The sequence below is a fragment of the Halalkalibacterium halodurans genome, from assembly GCF_005671335.1.
GTDB lineage: Bacteria > Bacillota > Bacilli > Bacillales > Bacillaceae_D > Halalkalibacterium > Halalkalibacterium halodurans.
In genome coordinates, this window is the sequence record NZ_CP040441.1 from 123730 (window position 1) to 143020 (window position 19291).

Consider the following 19291-nt stretch of genomic DNA (forward strand, 5'->3'; position numbering starts at 1 on the left):
ACGGAGTTTTTAACTCTAGTCGACCATTCGCAGTTTCATCTGCGGAGGGACGCTTCGGACTTTTGTTCAGTTTTGAGAGAACTCAAAACTCTCAATTAAAATGCTTTTGCTCCTGCGATTACTCGTCGCAAGGCAGCATGAAGCGCAGACTGGCAAGTGTTGCATGATGTGATTGAAGTCAGTAGCCTTGTTCAGTTTTGAGAGAACTGAACTCTCAATACATTTTAAAAAGTCATCTTGTATAGATGATCAATAAACCAACGACTGGTTTCTTTAATCAATCAGTCAATTTGTTATGGGCCTGTAGCTCAGCTGGTTAGAGCGCACGCCTGATAAGCGTGAGGTCGGTGGTTCAAGTCCACTCAGGCCCACCATAACAGCTTTCGGGGCCTTAGCTCAGCTGGGAGAGCGCCTGCTTTGCACGCAGGAGGTCAGCGGTTCGATCCCGCTAGGCTCCACCATTCATATTGCTGCAGATGTGACAACATCCTGTAGGCAAGGTTCTTTGAAAACTAGATAATGATATTGTAAGTGGAAGGTGAGCGCGATGCTCATTGGAAGCTTATATGACGCAAATCGAGTTCACCGGGTATTTAACCTACATCCTGTAGGGAGAATACTCACGAACGAGACGTCAAGAATTCCATGACGCTTTTGATGAATAACAAAGAGTCTCAAGTAGATCGAGGAAGCAAGGGTTTGAGGAATGGAGCGTATAGGAAAAGGAACCACGCTAAGGGCGTGACATCGTGTCACAACGCCTGGTACCTACATCCTGTAGGCAACATGACCGAAAATCCCGAAGCTGACAAAGAGATACGAAGAGAATCTGACGTTATTTGGTTAAGTTAGAAAGGGCGCACGGTGGATGCCTTGGCACTAGGAGCCGAAGAAGGACGCGACGAACGGCGAAACGCCTCGGGGAGCTGTAAGTAAGCTTTGATCCGGGGATATCCGAATGGGGGAACCCACCATCCGTAATGGGATGGTACCCATACCTGAATCTATAGGGTATGAGGAGGCAGACCTGGGGAACTGAAACATCTAAGTACCCAGAGGAAGAGAAAGCAAATGCGATTTCCTGAGTAGCGGCGAGCGAAACGGGAACAGCCCAAACCAAGAGGCTTGCCTCTTGGGGTTGTAGGACACTCTATACGGAGTCAGAAAGAAACGAAGTAGGTGAAGCGACCTGGAAAGGTCCGTCACAGAAGGTAACAACCCTGTAGCCGAAACTTCGTTTCCTCCAGAGTGGATCCTGAGTACGGCGGGACACGTGAAACCCCGTCGGAAGCTGGGAGGACCATCTCCCAAGGCTAAATACTCCCTAGTGACCGATAGTGAACCAGTACCGTGAGGGAAAGGTGAAAAGCACCCCGGAAGGGGAGTGAAAAAGATCCTGAAACCGTGTGCCTACAACTAGTTGGAGCCCATTAACGGGTGACAGCGTGCCTTTTGTAGAATGAACCGGCGAGTTACGATGTCGTGCAAGGTTAAGCTGAAAAAGCGGAGCCGCAGCGAAAGCGAGTCTGAATAGGGCGAAATAGTACGCCGTCGTAGACCCGAAACCGTGTGATCTACCCATGTCCAGGGTGAAGTTCAGGTAACACTGAATGGAGGCCCGAACCCACGCATGTTGAAAAATGCGGGGATGAGGTGTGGGTAGGGGTGAAATGCCAATCGAACTCGGAAATAGCTGGTTCTCCCCGAAATAGCTTTAGGGCTAGCCTCGAGGGAAGAGTCTTGGAGGTAGAGCACTGATTGGACTAGGGGTCCCCACCGGATTACCGAATTCAGTCAAACTCCGAATGCCAATGACTTATCCTCGGGAGTCAGACTGCGAGTGCTAAGATCCGTAGTCAAGAGGGAAACAGCCCAGACCATCAGCTAAGGTCCCAAAGTATACGTTAAGTGGAAAAGGATGTGGAGTTGCCCAGACAACCAGGATGTTGGCTTAGAAGCAGCCACCATTTAAAGAGTGCGTAATAGCTCACTGGTCGAGTGACTCTGCGCCGAAAATGTACCGGGGCTAAACGTATCACCGAAGCTATGGATTCGCACCGTTGGTGCGAGTGGTAGGGGAGCGTTCTACGTGCAGCGAAGTCAGACCGAGAGGACTGGTGGAGCGCGTAGAAGTGAGAATGCCGGTATGAGTAGCGAAAAGAGGGGTGAGAATCCCCTCCGTCGAAAGCCCAAGGTTTCCTGAGGAAGGCTCGTCCGCTCAGGGTTAGTCGGGACCTAAGCCGAGGCCGAAAGGCGTAGGCGATGGACAACAGGTGGAAATTCCTGTACCACCTCCTCACCGTTTGAGCAATGGGGGGACGCAGAAAGGTAGGGTAAGCGCGCTGATGGAGATGCGCGTCCAAGCAGTTAGGCTGGAAAGTAGGCAAATCCGCTTTCCGTGAAGGCTGAGCTGTGATGGCGAGGGAAATGATAGTACCGAAGTTCCTGATCCTACACTGCCAAGAAAAGCCTCTAGCGAGGTGAGAGGTGCCCGTACCGCAAACCGACACAGGTAGGCGAGAAGAGAATTCTAAGACGCTCGGGAGAACTCTCGTTAAGGAACTCGGCAAAATGACCCCGTAACTTCGGGAGAAGGGGTGCTCTGATAGGGTGCAAGCCCGAGAGAGCCGCAGTGAAAAGATCCAAGCGACTGTTTAGCAAAAACACAGGTCTCTGCGAAGCCGCAAGGCGAAGTATAGGGGCTGACACCTGCCCGGTGCTGGAAGGTTAAGAGGAGGGGTTATCCCTTCGGGAGAAGCTCTGAATTGAAGCCCCAGTAAACGGCGGCCGTAACTATAACGGTCCTAAGGTAGCGAAATTCCTTGTCGGGTAAGTTCCGACCCGCACGAATGGTGTAACGACTTGGATACTGTCTCAACGAGAGACCCGGTGAAATTATAGTACCTGTGAAGATGCAGGTTACCCGCGACAGGACGGAAAGACCCCATGGAGCTTTACTGTAGCTTGATATTGGATGTTGGTACCGTTTGTACAGGATAGGTAGGAGCCTTGGAAGCCGGAGCGCTAGCTTCGGTGGAGGCGCTGGTGGGATACTACCCTGACGGTATTGACATTCTAACCTCGAACCGTGATCCGGTTCAGGGACAGTGTCAGGTGGGCAGTTTGACTGGGGCGGTCGCCTCCTAAACAGTAACGGAGGCGCCCAAAGGTTCCCTCAGAATGGTTGGAAATCATTCGTAGAGTGCAAAGGCAAAAGGGAGCTTGACTGCGAGACCTACAAGTCGAGCAGGGACGAAAGTCGGGCTTAGTGATCCGGCGGTGCCGTATGGAAGGGCCGTCGCTCAACGGATAAAAGCTACCCTGGGGATAACAGGCTTATCTCCCCCAAGAGTTCACATCGACGGGGAGGTTTGGCACCTCGATGTCGGCTCATCGCATCCTGGGGCTGAAGTAGGTCCCAAGGGTTGGGCTGTTCGCCCATTAAAGCGGTACGCGAGCTGGGTTCAGAACGTCGTGAGACAGTTCGGTCCCTATCCGTCGCGGGCGTAGGAAATTTGAGAGGAGCTGTCCTTAGTACGAGAGGACCGGGATGGACACACCGCTGGTGTACCAGTTGTTCCGCCAGGAGCATCGCTGGGTAGCTACGTGTGGACGGGATAAGTGCTGAAAGCATCTAAGCATGAAGCCCCCCTCAAGATGAGATTTCCCATGGAGTAAATCCAGTAAGACCCCTTAGAGATGATGAGGTTGATAGGTCTGGTGTGGAAGCGTGGCGACACGTGAAGCTGACAGATACTAATCGGTCGAGGACTTATCCAAAAACAAATCAAAAGCAACGTCTCGAACTCGAGAAGCGTCCCATTATCTAGTTTTGAGAGAATCTTGTTCTCCAAAGAAGCTTCGATACAACATCGCACCATGTGCGACGTTGATCGGAAGCCGAAAATGATCTACAAAGAGGATCAAGAGATTTGCGGAAGCAAGCGAGTGACGAACTGAGCGTATATCAACATACGTGACAGGAAGGAACAAGCGTAGCTGACAAAAAAGCTCGCCGATCATCTGACGTAGAAAGGTTTGGTGGCGATAGCGAAGAGGCCACACCCGTTCCCATGCCGAACACGGTCGTTAAGCTCTTCAGCGCCGATGGTAGTTGGGGGCTTCCCCCTGCGAGAGTAGGACGCTGCCAAACTTATATTTAGGAGGGTTAGCTCAGCTGGGAGAGCACCTGCCTTACAAGCAGGGGGTCGGCGGTTCGATCCCGTCACCCTCCACCATGTTATTCTCTCTAAATAAAAATTCAATTAATTAGCACCATGCCGGTCTAGCTCAATTGGTAGAGCAACTGACTTGTAATCAGTAGGTTGGGGGTTCAAGTCCTCTGGCCGGCATTGTTTTGAGCCATTAGCTCAGTTGGTAGAGCATCTGACTTTTAATCAGAGGGTCGAAGGTTCGAGTCCTTCATGGCTCACCATTTAATATGCGGGTGTGGCGGAATTGGCAGACGCGCTAGACTTAGGATCTAGTGTCCTTGTGACGTGGGGGTTCGACTCCCTTCACCCGCACCAATTTTTGCGGAAGTAGTTCAGTGGTAGAACACCACCTTGCCAAGGTGGGGGTCGCGGGTTCGACTCCCGTCTTCCGCTCCAAATGAAAATGTTTAAGATTCTGTGCCGGGGTGGTGGAATTGGCAGACACACAGGACTTAAAATCCTGCGGTAGGTGACTACCGTGCCGGTTCAAGTCCGGCCCTCGGCACCAGTAACGATCTTTCGTGCGCCCGTAGCTCAATTGGATAGAGCGTTTGACTACGGATCAAAAGGTTAGGGGTTCGACTCCTCTCGGGCGCGCCATCTAACGGGAAGTAGCTCAGCTTGGTAGAGCACTTGGTTTGGGACCAAGGGGTCGCAGGTTCAAATCCTGTCTTCCCGACCATTTGGGGCCTTAGCTCAGCTGGGAGAGCGCCTGCTTTGCACGCAGGAGGTCAGCGGTTCGATCCCGCTAGGCTCCACCAAAAAAAGTGTTGACAAGTGATCTAATGCTTGTTATGATTGTAAAGTCGCTAAAAACGACTACAGTTCTTTGAAAACTGAACAAAAGCCAAGCGAAATAAAGAGATACAAGGTATCTCGTCAATTTACTTCATTATATGAAGTGTCGCAGGAAACAACATCCTGTGAAACATGAGCTTTATCAAACTTTTATGGAGAGTTTGATCCTGGCTCAGGACGAACGCTGGCGGCGTGCCTAATACATGCAAGTCGAGCGGACCAAAGGGAGCTTGCTCCTGGAGGTTAGCGGCGAACGGGTGAGTAACACGTGGGCAACCTGCCTGTAAGACTGGGATAACATCGAGAAATCGGTGCTAATACCGGATAATAAAAAGAACTGCATGGTTCTTTTTTGAAAGATGGTTTCGGCTATCACTTACAGATGGACCCGCGGCGCATTAGCTAGTTGGTGGGGTAACGGCTCACCAAGGCGACGATGCGTAGCCGACCTGAGAGGGTGATCGGCCACACTGGGACTGAGACACGGCCCAGACTCCTACGGGAGGCAGCAGTAGGGAATCTTCCGCAATGGACGAAAGTCTGACGGAGCAACGCCGCGTGAGTGATGAAGGTTTTCGGATCGTAAAACTCTGTTGTTAGGGAAGAACAAGTGCCGTTCGAAAGGGCGGCACCTTGACGGTACCTAACGAGAAAGCCACGGCTAACTACGTGCCAGCAGCCGCGGTAATACGTAGGTGGCAAGCGTTGTCCGGAATTATTGGGCGTAAAGCGCGCGCAGGCGGTCTCTTAAGTCTGATGTGAAAGCCCCCGGCTCAACCGGGGAGGGTCATTGGAAACTGGGAGACTTGAGTACAGAAGAGGAGAGTGGAATTCCACGTGTAGCGGTGAAATGCGTAGAGATGTGGAGGAACACCAGTGGCGAAGGCGACTCTCTGGTCTGTAACTGACGCTGAGGCGCGAAAGCGTGGGGAGCAAACAGGATTAGATACCCTGGTAGTCCACGCCGTAAACGATGAGTGCTAGGTGTTAGGGGTTTCGATGCCCTTAGTGCCGAAGTTAACACATTAAGCACTCCGCCTGGGGAGTACGACCGCAAGGTTGAAACTCAAAGGAATTGACGGGGGCCCGCACAAGCAGTGGAGCATGTGGTTTAATTCGAAGCAACGCGAAGAACCTTACCAGGTCTTGACATCCTTTGACCACCCTAGAGATAGGGCTTTCCCCTTCGGGGGACAAAGTGACAGGTGGTGCATGGTTGTCGTCAGCTCGTGTCGTGAGATGTTGGGTTAAGTCCCGCAACGAGCGCAACCCTTGACCTTAGTTGCCAGCATTCAGTTGGGCACTCTAAGGTGACTGCCGGTGACAAACCGGAGGAAGGTGGGGATGACGTCAAATCATCATGCCCCTTATGACCTGGGCTACACACGTGCTACAATGGATGGTACAAAGGGTTGCGAAGCCGCGAGGTGAAGCCAATCCCAGAAAGCCATTCTCAGTTCGGATTGCAGGCTGCAACTCGCCTGCATGAAGCCGGAATTGCTAGTAATCGCGGATCAGCATGCCGCGGTGAATACGTTCCCGGGCCTTGTACACACCGCCCGTCACACCACGAGAGTTTGTAACACCCGAAGTCGGTGAGGTAACCTTTTGGAGCCAGCCGCCGAAGGTGGGACAGATGATTGGGGTGAAGTCGTAACAAGGTAGCCGTATCGGAAGGTGCGGCTGGATCACCTCCTTTCTACGGAGTTTTTAACTCTAGTCGACCATTCGCAGATTCATCTGCGGAAGGACGCTTCGGACTTTTGTTCAGTTTTGAGAGAACTCAAAACTCTCAATTAATGGAATTGACAAAGAGCATCAAGTAGATCAAGGAAGCAAGGATTTGAGGAATGGAGCGTATGTGTATACGTGACATGACCGAGAATCTGAAGCTGACGAAGAGATGCGATGATGATCTGCCGTCAAAATGGTTCTTTGAAAACTAGATAATGATAAATTGTAAGTGAAGATGAGCGCGATGCTCATTGGAAGCTTATATGACGCAAATCGAGTTCACCGGGTATTTAACCTACATCCTGTAGGGAGAATACTCACGAACGAGACGTCAAGAATTCCATGACGCTTTTGATGAATAACAAAGAGTCTCAAGTAGATCGAGGAAGCAAGGGTTTGAGGAATGGAGCGTATAGGAAAAGGAACCACGCTAAGGGCGTGACATCGTGTCACAACGCCTGGTACCTACATCCTGTAGGCAACATGACCGAAAATCCCGAAGCTGACAAAGAGATACGAAGAGAATCTGACGTTATTTGGTTAAGTTAGAAAGGGCGCACGGTGGATGCCTTGGCACTAGGAGCCGAAGAAGGACGCGACGAACGGCGAAACGCCTCGGGGAGCTGTAAGTAAGCTTTGATCCGGGGATATCCGAATGGGGGAACCCACCATCCGTAATGGGATGGTACCCATACCTGAATCTATAGGGTATGAGGAGGCAGACCTGGGGAACTGAAACATCTAAGTACCCAGAGGAAGAGAAAGCAAATGCGATTTCCTGAGTAGCGGCGAGCGAAACGGGAACAGCCCAAACCAAGAGGCTTGCCTCTTGGGGTTGTAGGACACTCTATACGGAGTCAGAAAGAAACGAAGTAGGTGAAGCGACCTGGAAAGGTCCGTCACAGAAGGTAACAACCCTGTAGCCGAAACTTCGTTTCCTCCAGAGTGGATCCTGAGTACGGCGGGACACGTGAAACCCCGTCGGAAGCTGGGAGGACCATCTCCCAAGGCTAAATACTCCCTAGTGACCGATAGTGAACCAGTACCGTGAGGGAAAGGTGAAAAGCACCCCGGAAGGGGAGTGAAAAAGATCCTGAAACCGTGTGCCTACAACTAGTTGGAGCCCATTAACGGGTGACAGCGTGCCTTTTGTAGAATGAACCGGCGAGTTACGATGTCGTGCAAGGTTAAGCTGAAAAAGCGGAGCCGCAGCGAAAGCGAGTCTGAATAGGGCGAAATAGTACGCCGTCGTAGACCCGAAACCGTGTGATCTACCCATGTCCAGGGTGAAGTTCAGGTAACACTGAATGGAGGCCCGAACCCACGCATGTTGAAAAATGCGGGGATGAGGTGTGGGTAGGGGTGAAATGCCAATCGAACTCGGAAATAGCTGGTTCTCCCCGAAATAGCTTTAGGGCTAGCCTCGAGGGAAGAGTCTTGGAGGTAGAGCACTGATTGGACTAGGGGTCCCCACCGGATTACCGAATTCAGTCAAACTCCGAATGCCAATGACTTATCCTCGGGAGTCAGACTGCGAGTGCTAAGATCCGTAGTCAAGAGGGAAACAGCCCAGACCATCAGCTAAGGTCCCAAAGTATACGTTAAGTGGAAAAGGATGTGGAGTTGCCCAGACAACCAGGATGTTGGCTTAGAAGCAGCCACCATTTAAAGAGTGCGTAATAGCTCACTGGTCGAGTGACTCTGCGCCGAAAATGTACCGGGGCTAAACGTATCACCGAAGCTATGGATTCGCACCGTTGGTGCGAGTGGTAGGGGAGCGTTCTACGTGCAGCGAAGTCAGACCGAGAGGACTGGTGGAGCGCGTAGAAGTGAGAATGCCGGTATGAGTAGCGAAAAGAGGGGTGAGAATCCCCTCCGTCGAAAGCCCAAGGTTTCCTGAGGAAGGCTCGTCCGCTCAGGGTTAGTCGGGACCTAAGCCGAGGCCGAAAGGCGTAGGCGATGGACAACAGGTGGAAATTCCTGTACCACCTCCTCACCGTTTGAGCAATGGGGGGACGCAGAAAGGTAGGGTAAGCGCGCTGATGGAGATGCGCGTCCAAGCAGTTAGGCTGGAAAGTAGGCAAATCCGCTTTCCGTGAAGGCTGAGCTGTGATGGCGAGGGAAATGATAGTACCGAAGTTCCTGATCCTACACTGCCAAGAAAAGCCTCTAGCGAGGTGAGAGGTGCCCGTACCGCAAACCGACACAGGTAGGCGAGAAGAGAATTCTAAGACGCTCGGGAGAACTCTCGTTAAGGAACTCGGCAAAATGACCCCGTAACTTCGGGAGAAGGGGTGCTCTGATAGGGTGCAAGCCCGAGAGAGCCGCAGTGAAAAGATCCAAGCGACTGTTTAGCAAAAACACAGGTCTCTGCGAAGCCGCAAGGCGAAGTATAGGGGCTGACACCTGCCCGGTGCTGGAAGGTTAAGAGGAGGGGTTATCCCTTCGGGAGAAGCTCTGAATTGAAGCCCCAGTAAACGGCGGCCGTAACTATAACGGTCCTAAGGTAGCGAAATTCCTTGTCGGGTAAGTTCCGACCCGCACGAATGGTGTAACGACTTGGATACTGTCTCAACGAGAGACCCGGTGAAATTATAGTACCTGTGAAGATGCAGGTTACCCGCGACAGGACGGAAAGACCCCATGGAGCTTTACTGTAGCTTGATATTGGATGTTGGTACCGTTTGTACAGGATAGGTAGGAGCCTTGGAAGCCGGAGCGCTAGCTTCGGTGGAGGCGCTGGTGGGATACTACCCTGACGGTATTGACATTCTAACCTCGAACCGTGATCCGGTTCAGGGACAGTGTCAGGTGGGCAGTTTGACTGGGGCGGTCGCCTCCTAAACAGTAACGGAGGCGCCCAAAGGTTCCCTCAGAATGGTTGGAAATCATTCGTAGAGTGCAAAGGCAAAAGGGAGCTTGACTGCGAGACCTACAAGTCGAGCAGGGACGAAAGTCGGGCTTAGTGATCCGGCGGTGCCGTATGGAAGGGCCGTCGCTCAACGGATAAAAGCTACCCTGGGGATAACAGGCTTATCTCCCCCAAGAGTTCACATCGACGGGGAGGTTTGGCACCTCGATGTCGGCTCATCGCATCCTGGGGCTGAAGTAGGTCCCAAGGGTTGGGCTGTTCGCCCATTAAAGCGGTACGCGAGCTGGGTTCAGAACGTCGTGAGACAGTTCGGTCCCTATCCGTCGCGGGCGTAGGAAATTTGAGAGGAGCTGTCCTTAGTACGAGAGGACCGGGATGGACACACCGCTGGTGTACCAGTTGTTCCGCCAGGAGCATCGCTGGGTAGCTACGTGTGGACGGGATAAGTGCTGAAAGCATCTAAGCATGAAGCCCCCCTCAAGATGAGATTTCCCATGGAGTAAATCCAGTAAGACCCCTTAGAGATGATGAGGTTGATAGGTCTGGTGTGGAAGCGTGGCGACACGTGAAGCTGACAGATACTAATCGGTCGAGGACTTATCCAAAAACAAATCAAAAGCAACGTCTCGAACTCGAGAAGCGTCCCATTATCTAGTTTTGAGAGAATCTTGTTCTCCAAAGAAAAGGGTTTCGAGAAACGAGCAGGAATCGAGCGACGACAGACCGGAGCGTACACACGGTACGTGAGGATCTGGAGGAGTGAAGATGACACCAAAATGCGACGTTGATCGGAAGCCGTAACTAAATGGTTTGGTGGCGATAGCGAAGAGGCCACACCCGTTCCCATGCCGAACACGGTCGTTAAGCTCTTCAGCGCCGATGGTAGTTGGGGGCTTCCCCCTGCGAGAGTAGGACGCTGCCAAGCGATAAAGCACAATCCAATCGGGTTGTGCTTTTTTAGGTGTGCCAGGCATGCGCATATTCTCTAGGGTTCAAGTCCCGAACTGTGAAGGCAGTCGTAACAGTTAGCTTAAGACAAGGGTGTCTGGGGTGACCCAGAATCTGAAGGAAGTCGGCGGCAAACCTCCGCTCCTAGGAACACGAACTTCATATAAGGCTAGGTAGACTTGGGTGAGATTGCCTAACAAATCAAAGTCCAGACTGCCAAAGGGTCTACCGAGTAAATGAAGAGGAGACATGGAGGGGAAGAATGTGTACTTACCCTGGGAGATCTGACTGATACGCGACACGCATGTCGTAACCTTGCATAAGAGTGCAAGCTGAACGGTCAGAAGTCAGCAGAAGCCATAGTACCCGCTTGGTCTAGACAAGAGGGGAAGGGCTGAATCACGTAAGGAGAATCATCCCTTCGCATACACGCATCTTGATGAAACAGAAAACGAAGAACCTCCTTCGTGGAGGAAGCGATGAATCTCGCTGGGGACACGAAGAGAGGGTGGAGAGAGCGCGTCACATAAGAAGAACCGATGATTCACGTAGGAGATTGATACGATGTTGGAACGAATTCTATCCCGTGAAAACTTAATACAAGCACTCGAACGAGTGGAAAAGAATAAAGGAAGTTACGGTGTGGATGAAATGGACGTAAAATCCCTACGCCTCCATCTTCATGAAAACTGGACTTCCATTCGAAATGAGATCATAGAAGGGTCTTATTTCCCGAAGCCTGTCCGTCGAGTCGAAATCCCGAAACCGAACGGTGGCGTAAGGAAACTAGGGATCCCCACGGTGATGGATCGTTTCCTTCAACAAGCGATCGCCCAAATCTTGACTCAACTCTATGATCCAACGTTCTCCGAACGAAGTTTTGGGTTTAGACCGCATCGGAGAGGACATAACGCCGTCAGGCAGGCGAAGCAGTGGATGAAGGAAGGATACAGATGGGTCGTAGACATTGACTTGGAGAAGTTCTTCGACAAGGTGAACCATGACCGTCTCATGAGGAAACTCTCCTCCCGAATCCAAGATCCTCGAGTGCTTCAACTGATTCGCCGATACCTCCAAACGGGTGTGATGGAAAGAGGACTGGTGAGCCCGAACACGGAAGGAACTCCGCAAGGAGGACCGCTTAGTCCACTCCTGTCCAATATTGTCCTAGATGAGTTAGACAACGAATTGGAGAAACGTGGATTGAAGTTCGTCCGCTATGCGGACGACTGTAACATCTATGTTCGATCCAAACGAGCGGGGCTCCGTATCATGGAGAGCGTAACCTCTTTCATCGAAAACAGGTTGAAACTTAAGGTCAACCGAGAGAAGAGTGCCGTTGATCGTCCTTGGAACCGTAAATTCCTAGGATTCTCCTTCACACGAGGAAAGGATCCGAAAATGAGGGTGTCTAAGGAAAGTGTCAAACGACTCAAACAACGGATTCGAGAACTGACGAGCCGAAGACACTCCATGAAGATGTCTGATCGGTTACGCAGACTGAATCGCTACCTCACAGGTTGGCTTGGGTATTATCAATTGGTGGACACACCAAGTATCCTCGCCCAAATCGATGCATGGATCAGAAGAAGATTAAGGATGATTCGATGGAAAGAGTGGAAAACCACTTCCGCTAGACAAAAGAATCTAGTCAGATTGGGGATCAAGAAGGCGAAGGCTTGGCAGTGGGCGAACAGTCGAAAAGGCTACTGGAGAGTCGCTCACAGCCCGATCATGGATTATGCCCTGAACAGTGAATACTGGAAAGGACAAGGTCTCATGAGTCTAGCCGAGAGGTATCAAACAAGACGTTGGACTTAAGTGAAACCGCCGTATACGGAACCGTACGTACGGTGGTGTGAGAGGTCGGGGGTTCGTCACCCCCTCCTACTCGATTGTCAAAAAGTGGCTCTACAATAAATGTTGGGGTTTTTGCACAAAAGAGGGCAAAAAAAATGGCTCTACAATAAATGTTGGGGTTTTTGCACAAAAGAGGGCAAAAAAAATGCACGCAGGCTCCTTTATCCATTATCCTTGAATTGTTGAGAAACAAAGAAAGGATAGGAGCTGCGTGTACGATGAATTTTACCATGGATTTGCCCGGATTAAAAGGTGTGAAGGTCACAAAGATGGAGGAACGAGAGGACTTTATCGCGCTCCATGTAGAAATGCCGCGAACGCCTCATCGTTGCCCATCCTGCGGGAAGAGAACCGAGAGAATCCATGATTACCGCATCCAAAAAGTTCAACATCTCAAGCTCTTTGAACGGTGGGTGTATCTATTCTATCGAAAGCGCCGGTACGCGTGCAGATGCGGGAAGCGGTTTGCGGAGAAAGCCTCTTTTGTAGAGCGATATCAGCGTCAGACAGTGGAATGGAATCAAGCGTTTCGCTTACGGCTCATTCAAGGGAAGAACTTTACGGACACAGCGAATCAATTCCAAACGTCCGTGACAACTGCCATGCGCCGGTTTGATCAATTGGCGGCCCCCCTCGTGAAGAAGGTGGATCACCTTCCTCCTCGGATTGCGATTGATGATTACAAAGGGGATACGAATGCGGGGAAATATCAAGTAATCATTGCGGATGCAGATACACGGAAGCCACTGGATATCTTACCGGATCGTAAAGCCGATACGCTTAAACGATATCTTCAAGAGAAGGGTCATCATGTAAAAACGGTCGTGATGGATCTTAGTTATACCTTCAAGTCGGCTGTTCAAAAGGCCTTAGGCCACCCGCTCATCATTGGGGATCCGTTCCATTTCTGTCGTTACATCTACTGGGCTCTGGAAGGGGTTCGCCGCCGAGTGCAAAAAGCGTTCCATCCGTATCATCGAAAACGATGTAAACGGATCAAACATCTGTTTCAGAAAGAGAGAGAAGGACTGGATGATAAGCAAAAGAAGAAGGTGGAGCGGTACTTAGAGCTATCCCCTGATTTAAGGGAAGCGTATGAGCTAAAAGAACATTTTCGTCAGTGGTATCAAGAAGCGAAGATGCAAGGAAGGGAAGGACGAATGAGCGAGGTGAAACAAGGGCTCTACGCCTTTTACCGAAGAGTGGAGGCGAGCCCGTTAAAGGAGTTCCACCGAGCCATTCAGACGCTGAAGAACTGGCAGACCGAGATCTTGAATAGCCTCGCGTTTGGCTTAAACAATGGTTTTATTGAAGGACTGAATAATCAAACGAAGGTGATTAAGAGAAATGCCTTTGGTTTTCGGCGTTATGATCGCTTGCGAAACCGTATTCTCTTGCATCATCAATTCAAACATCAGACATTCGGGGTAGGATAAGAGGGGCTCGCCCTCCTATGCCACCCCAACATTTGACTAAGAACCCAAAAAGTAAAATTGTTTCTACAAGGAGGACCAAGAGATTTGCGGAAGCAAGGGAGAGACGGACTGAGCGTATACCAACATACGTGACAGGAGGGAACGAGCGTAGCTGACAAAAAAGCGCGCCGGTCATCTGAAGTAGAAAAGGCGCTGAAGAGCGTTGGTCCGAAGGAGCAGAGTCATCGAAGGAAAGCCGATGGTCACACCATGAAAAAGGCGACAAAGAAAAGCGTCATGTCCCCCCTGCGAGACGACCCCATTCTCTTCGTAAACATCGTGAGAAACGACAGAGCGAAACGGTGTGGTAGAAGACCCCCGTAGGAGAGAAAGGGGGAGCCCAAGGACGCTGCCAAGCAGAAAGCACAATCCAGTCGGGTTATGCTTTTTTAGTATGTGAACAACCATACTAAAACTAAGAACTCCAATGGAAGCAAAGTCCCCCAAACGTCAACAGGGGACCTTTTAATGCTACGCTAAATGGATGAAATGAAGTGTTAACAATACATTAGATAGAAAGGAAGCTACAAACTCAGGGAATCTTGTAATATAAGCGAATGGAGTCGAATCATAGATGACGATTGTTCTGCATTAGGAGAATGAAGCGGTGAAAAAAAGGGCAATACTAGCTGATGTGAATTCATTGACACTGAGACAATATGGATTATAATAAAATTAGGTCAAAGATAGTCAAAGTCAATCCAATTGAACAAATTATTTGGAAAAACGTAACATAAGAAAGGGGAGAAGGGGGGCTTTTATGGATGAGGAATATCTCAGATATCATTGAGCAGTACTTAAAAAACATTATATTGCAAAGTGAAAAAGAGCTAATCGAAATTAAGCGAAGTGAACTAGCTGAACAGTTTCAATGTGTCCCTTCACAAATAAATTATGTAATCAGCACCCGATTTACCATTGAAAAAGGATATCTTGTTGAGAGCAAAAGAGGTGGAGGGGGATACATCCGAATCATGAAAGTAAAACCCCATGAAAACTTGTCGCTCTTTGATCAATTAGCCCAGTTAATAGGGAAGGGTATTAGTCAACAAGGGGCAGAAGGTATCATCTCCCGACTGTTTGAAGAAGGGGTAATCTCCAAACGAGAGACACGGCTGATGCTAAGTGTCATGGATCGGGCTCATTATCATACGACGGTGAATCATCGTGATGAAATACGGGCCAATCTGTTGAAAGCGATGATCGAAACATTGAAATATAAAGATGAGCGATAAAACCAACATGAGAGGGGTGGTTTGATTGAAATGTCAAGAATGTCAACAGCGCCCGGCCACACTTCATTTTACCAAAATCATTAATGGTGAAAAGACAGAGTTTCACATTTGTGAGCAATGCGCTAAGGAAAAAGGCGAGCATTTCCCGGGCTCCAATAGCTTTTCCATTCATCAGCTTCTATCTGGACTACTCGACTTTGAACAACCTAAACCGCAAGATCCACAAGCACAACAAACAATTAAACGTTCTCTTACATGCGAAAAGTGTGGGATGACGTACGAGCAATTTGCAAGAGTAGGACGCTTTGGTTGTGCTTCCTGCTATCAAACCTTTAGCCCTAAGCTTGACCCTGTGTTTAAGCGGGTGCATAGCGGGAATGTAGCTCATAGAGGAAAAGTACCGAAGCGAATCGGTGGAGGAATAGAGATTAGACGACAAATTCGTGCACTAAAAGAAACATTGAAACAGCACATTGAACGAGAAGAGTTTGAAGAAGCTGCCCTTGTGCGCGATCAAATCCGTTCACTTGAACGAAAAGTCAGTGGGGGGGAAGGGTAGTTATGTCTTTACAGCGTTTTATAAGTGAGGCCATTAGCCCGTGGATGAAAAAAGATGGCCCCGATTCCGATATTGTGTTAAGCAGTCGAATTCGTTTAGCTCGGAATCTCCAGTCATTCCGCTTTCCGCTCTTAGCCACAATCGAAGAGTCCAAGCAGCTTGTAGAGCATGTTAAAAACCATTTAGCTGAAAGCTCTTATCATACGAACCGATTTGAGCTTTTATGCATGGATGATATGAAGCCCAATGTAAAAAGGGTGCTCGTTGAAAAACATTTAATTAGCCCTCACCTAGCAGAAGAGTCAAAGCACGGTGCGGTGATGCTAAGTGAAGACGAGTCCATCAGCATTATGATAAATGAAGAGGATCATTTACGCATCCAATGTCTATTTCCCGGATTTCAATTAAGCGAAGCTCTCGTGTTGGCAAGCGGTATTGATGATTGGATCGAAGGGAAAGTGGATTATGCCTTTGATGAAAAACGTGGTTATCTTACAAGCTGCCCAACAAATGTTGGAACTGGACTTCGGGCTTCCGTCATGATGCACTTACCGGCCCTTGTCATGACCCAGCAAATTAATCGGATTTTACCTGCAATTAATCAACTGGGATTGGTTGTTAGAGGAATTTACGGGGAAGGTAGCGAAGCATTAGGTAACCTATTTCAAATTTCAAACCAAATGACGTTAGGAAAATCAGAAGAAGACATCGTTGAGGATTTACGAGGGGTCGTTATGCAGCTGATCCAACAAGAGCGGGCGGCACGGAAGCGGCTACTTGAAAGCTCAAGACTGCAGCTTGAAGACCGAGTCTACCGTTCCTATGGGATCTTGGCTCATAGCCGGATCATTGAATCAAAGGAAGCTACGCAAAAGCTTTCCGATGTTCGGTTAGGAATTGATTTAGGTTTACTTAAAGGGGTTTCCGGCAACATCCTGAATGAACTTATGATTTTAACTCAACCAGGGTTTTTGCAGCAATATGCGGGCACTGTGCTTACGGCAGATCAACGTGATGAAAGGCGGGCCGCATTGATTCGGGCAAGACTCAAACTAGAAGACGAATCCAATTAACTTCGGAGGTGGATAGATATGATGTTTGGTCGTTTTACAGAACGTGCGCAAAAGGTGTTAGCACTCGCGCAAGAAGAAGCCATTCGGCTAGGCCATAACAACATTGGCACAGAACATATTTTGCTTGGATTAATTCGTGAAGGCGAAGGAATTGCCGCCAAAGCTCTACAAGCGTTAGGGCTTGGACCGGAAAAAATACAAAAAGAAGTAGAGACGCTAATTGGGAAAGGCCAGGATGGTGCGAAAACCATTCATTATACGCCACGTGCCAAGAAAGTCATTGAACTATCTATGGATGAAGCGAGAAAGCTCGGTCATTCCTATGTTGGAACTGAACATATTTTACTTGGTTTAATTCGTGAAGGCGAAGGTGTTGCTGCCCGGGTATTAAACAACTTAGGGGTGAGCTTGAACAAAGCGCGTCAACAAGTATTACAGTTGCTCGGAAGCAACGAAACAAGTAGCTCTTCTCAGCAAGGAGGCGGAGCAGCGAACGCCAATACGCCAACACTTGATAGTTTAGCAAGAGACTTGACAGCCATTGCTCGGGAGGAAGGGCTTGATCCAGTCATCGGCCGCTCGAAAGAAATCGAGCGCGTAATCCAAGTGTTGAGTCGCCGAACAAAAAATAATCCAGTTCTCATTGGGGAGCCTGGCGTCGGGAAGACCGCTATTGCCGAAGGATTAGCTCAAGCGATCATTCATAATGAAGTACCGGAAACACTCCGAAATAAACGGGTGATGACGCTCGATATGGGGACGGTTGTCGCAGGAACGAAATACCGCGGAGAATTTGAAGATCGTTTAAAAAAGGTAATGGATGAAATTCGCCAAGCGGGGAATGTGATTCTGTTTATTGATGAGCTGCATACATTAATCGGTGCAGGTGGAGCGGAAGGTGCCATTGATGCTTCCAACATTTTAAAGCCTTCATTAGCCCGCGGTGAGTTACAGTGCATCGGCGCCACTACACTAGATGAGTACCGAAAATACATTGAAAAAGACGCAGCGCTTGAGCGGCGCTTTCAGCCGATTCAAGTAAATGAGCCGTCTCTCGATGAGTCAATTCAAATTTTAAAAGGCTTGCGGGATCGTTATGAAGCGCACCATCGTGTAACGATTACCGATGAGGCGATTGAGGAAGCTGTCAAGTTATCAGATCGTTACATTCAAGACCGTTTCTTGCCAGATAAGGCGATTGATTTGATAGACGAGGCAGCATCAAAAGTGAGACTTCGCTCTTATACAGCCCCTCCTAACTTAAAGGAATTGGAACAGAAACTAGAGGAAACACGAAAAGAAAAAGACGCTGCTGTTCAAAGTCAAGAATTCGAGAAGGCTGCTTCTTTACGTGATTCTGAGCAGCGAATTCGCGAAGAACTCGACCAAATGAAAAACGACTGGAAGCAAAAGCAAGGACAAGAGAACACACAAGTGGTTGTTGATGACATTGCCCAAGTCGTGGCGAGCTGGACAGGAATTCCAGTATCTAAATTGGCAGAAGAGGAAACGGAACGTCTGTTAAAAATGGAGGAGATTTTGCATAAGCGTGTAATTGGGCAAGAAGAGGCGGTTAAAGCCATTTCTAAAGCTGTACGTCGCGCCCGCGCAGGGTTAAAAGATCCGAAACGACCAATTGGATCGTTTATTTTCCTCGGACCAACAGGGGTCGGGAAAACGGAGCTTGCTCGTGCCGTCGCTGAAACATTGTTTGGCGATGAGGATGCCTTTATCCGGATCGACATGTCAGAATACATGGAAAAGCATGCGACTAGCCGACTCGTTGGGTCACCTCCAGGATATGTGGGCCACGATGAAGGGGGGCAACTGACAGAAAAGGTCCGTCGTAAGCCTTACTCTGTCATCCTTCTTGATGAGATTGAAAAAGCACATCCGGAAGTCTTTAACATTCTGCTACAAGTGCTTGAAGACGGGCGTTTGACAGACTCTAAGGGACGGACAGTAGATTTCCGCAATACGGCTGTGATTATGACGTCCAATGTTGGTGCAAGCACCCTCCGCAAAAATAAATTCTTAGGGTTTACGACGGATTCAGAAGGATCAGAATACAAGGATATGAAAGACAAAGTCATGACCGAATTAAAAAACAGCTTCCGTCCAGAGTTTTTAAACCGGATTGACGAAATTATTGTCTTCCATTCTTTGGAGAAAAAACATGTGCGTGAAATCATCACGCTCATGGCTGACCAGTTGAAGAAACGATTAGAGGAACAAGGGGTTTCCTTCGAACTAACAGAGGCTGCTAAAGATAAAATTACAGACCTCGGCTACGATCCTGAGTATGGGGCTCGTCCTTTACGTCGGGCATTGCAGCGGGAAGTGGAAGATCGCTTGTCCGAGGAACTTCTCAAAGGAACAATTCAAAAAGGACAGCGGGCCATTATCGATGTAGAAAACGGCGAATTGGTCGTACATTCGAAAGAAGGGGCCACACTGTAAGGATGAACCATGGGGATAGCATATCCCCATGGTTTTTTGCCAAATGGCAGGGATCATATTTTA

The 19291-nt window shown here is 49.3% G+C and carries 6 protein-coding genes, 11 tRNA genes and 5 rRNA genes; all 22 read left to right on the top strand.

Annotated features, from left to right (window positions below):
• Positions 1–297: 297 nt before the first annotated feature.
• Positions 298–374, top strand: a tRNA-Ile gene (locus FED51_RS00575).
• A gap of 11 nt (positions 375–385) precedes the next feature.
• Positions 386–461, top strand: a tRNA-Ala gene (locus FED51_RS00580).
• A 380-nt stretch (positions 462–841) separates the two neighbouring features.
• Positions 842–3780, top strand: a 23S ribosomal RNA gene (locus tag FED51_RS00585).
• 257 nt (positions 3781–4037) lie between these two features.
• Positions 4038–4153: ribosomal RNA gene (gene rrf, locus FED51_RS00590) — 5S ribosomal RNA — on the top strand.
• 9 nt (positions 4154–4162) lie between these two features.
• A tRNA-Val gene (locus FED51_RS00595) sits at positions 4163–4238 on the top strand.
• 41 nt (positions 4239–4279) lie between these two features.
• Positions 4280–4352 (top strand) — tRNA-Thr (locus FED51_RS00600).
• 7 nt (positions 4353–4359) lie between these two features.
• Positions 4360–4435: transfer RNA gene (locus FED51_RS00605), tRNA-Lys, on the top strand.
• Between the two features lie 8 nt (positions 4436–4443).
• Positions 4444–4529, top strand: a tRNA-Leu gene (locus tag FED51_RS00610).
• 6 nt (positions 4530–4535) lie between these two features.
• A tRNA-Gly gene (locus tag FED51_RS00615) sits at positions 4536–4610 on the top strand.
• 23 nt (positions 4611–4633) lie between these two features.
• A tRNA-Leu gene (locus FED51_RS00620) sits at positions 4634–4722 on the top strand.
• Between the two features lie 15 nt (positions 4723–4737).
• Positions 4738–4814: transfer RNA gene (locus FED51_RS00625), tRNA-Arg, on the top strand.
• A 5-nt stretch (positions 4815–4819) separates the two neighbouring features.
• Positions 4820–4896, top strand: a tRNA-Pro gene (locus FED51_RS00630).
• Between the two features lie 3 nt (positions 4897–4899).
• Positions 4900–4975, top strand: a tRNA-Ala gene (locus tag FED51_RS00635).
• Positions 4976–5161: 186 nt separating this feature from the next.
• Positions 5162–6711, top strand: a 16S ribosomal RNA gene (locus FED51_RS00640).
• A gap of 573 nt (positions 6712–7284) precedes the next feature.
• A 23S ribosomal RNA gene (locus FED51_RS00645) occupies positions 7285–10223 on the top strand.
• A 204-nt stretch (positions 10224–10427) separates the two neighbouring features.
• Positions 10428–10543: ribosomal RNA gene (gene rrf, locus FED51_RS00650) — 5S ribosomal RNA — on the top strand.
• The 16S, 23S and 5S rRNA genes sit together here with 11 tRNA genes alongside, the layout of an rRNA operon.
• Positions 10544–11130: 587 nt before the next feature.
• A complete protein-coding gene (gene ltrA / locus FED51_RS00660) occupies positions 11131–12387 on the top strand; it encodes a group II intron reverse transcriptase/maturase (protein ID WP_010896223.1) in 1257 nt (418 codons plus the stop codon).
• A 257-nt stretch (positions 12388–12644) separates the two neighbouring features.
• Positions 12645–13862, top strand: coding sequence for an ISL3-like element IS651 family transposase (locus FED51_RS00665; RefSeq protein WP_138090128.1), 1218 nt, complete (start codon positions 12645–12647; stop codon positions 13860–13862).
• Positions 13863–14665: 803 nt separating this feature from the next.
• Positions 14666–15136 (top strand): CtsR family transcriptional regulator, encoded by a 471-nt coding sequence (locus tag FED51_RS00670; protein WP_053432297.1) that lies wholly within the window; start codon positions 14666–14668, stop codon positions 15134–15136.
• Between the two features lie 25 nt (positions 15137–15161).
• Positions 15162–15695 carry a protein-arginine kinase activator protein McsA gene (locus FED51_RS00675; RefSeq protein ID WP_053432298.1) on the top strand — a complete coding sequence of 178 codons (534 nt, stop codon included), beginning with the start codon at positions 15162–15164 and terminating at the stop codon, positions 15693–15695.
• 2 nt (positions 15696–15697) lie between these two features.
• Positions 15698–16768 (top strand): protein-arginine kinase McsB, encoded by a 1071-nt coding sequence (locus FED51_RS00680; RefSeq protein WP_053432299.1) that lies wholly within the window; start codon positions 15698–15700, stop codon positions 16766–16768.
• A gap of 18 nt (positions 16769–16786) precedes the next feature.
• Positions 16787–19228 carry an ATP-dependent protease ATP-binding subunit ClpC gene (gene clpC / locus FED51_RS00685; protein ID WP_010896286.1) on the top strand — a complete coding sequence of 814 codons (2442 nt, stop codon included), beginning with the start codon at positions 16787–16789 and terminating at the stop codon, positions 19226–19228.
• Positions 19229–19291: the final 63 nt, after the last annotated feature.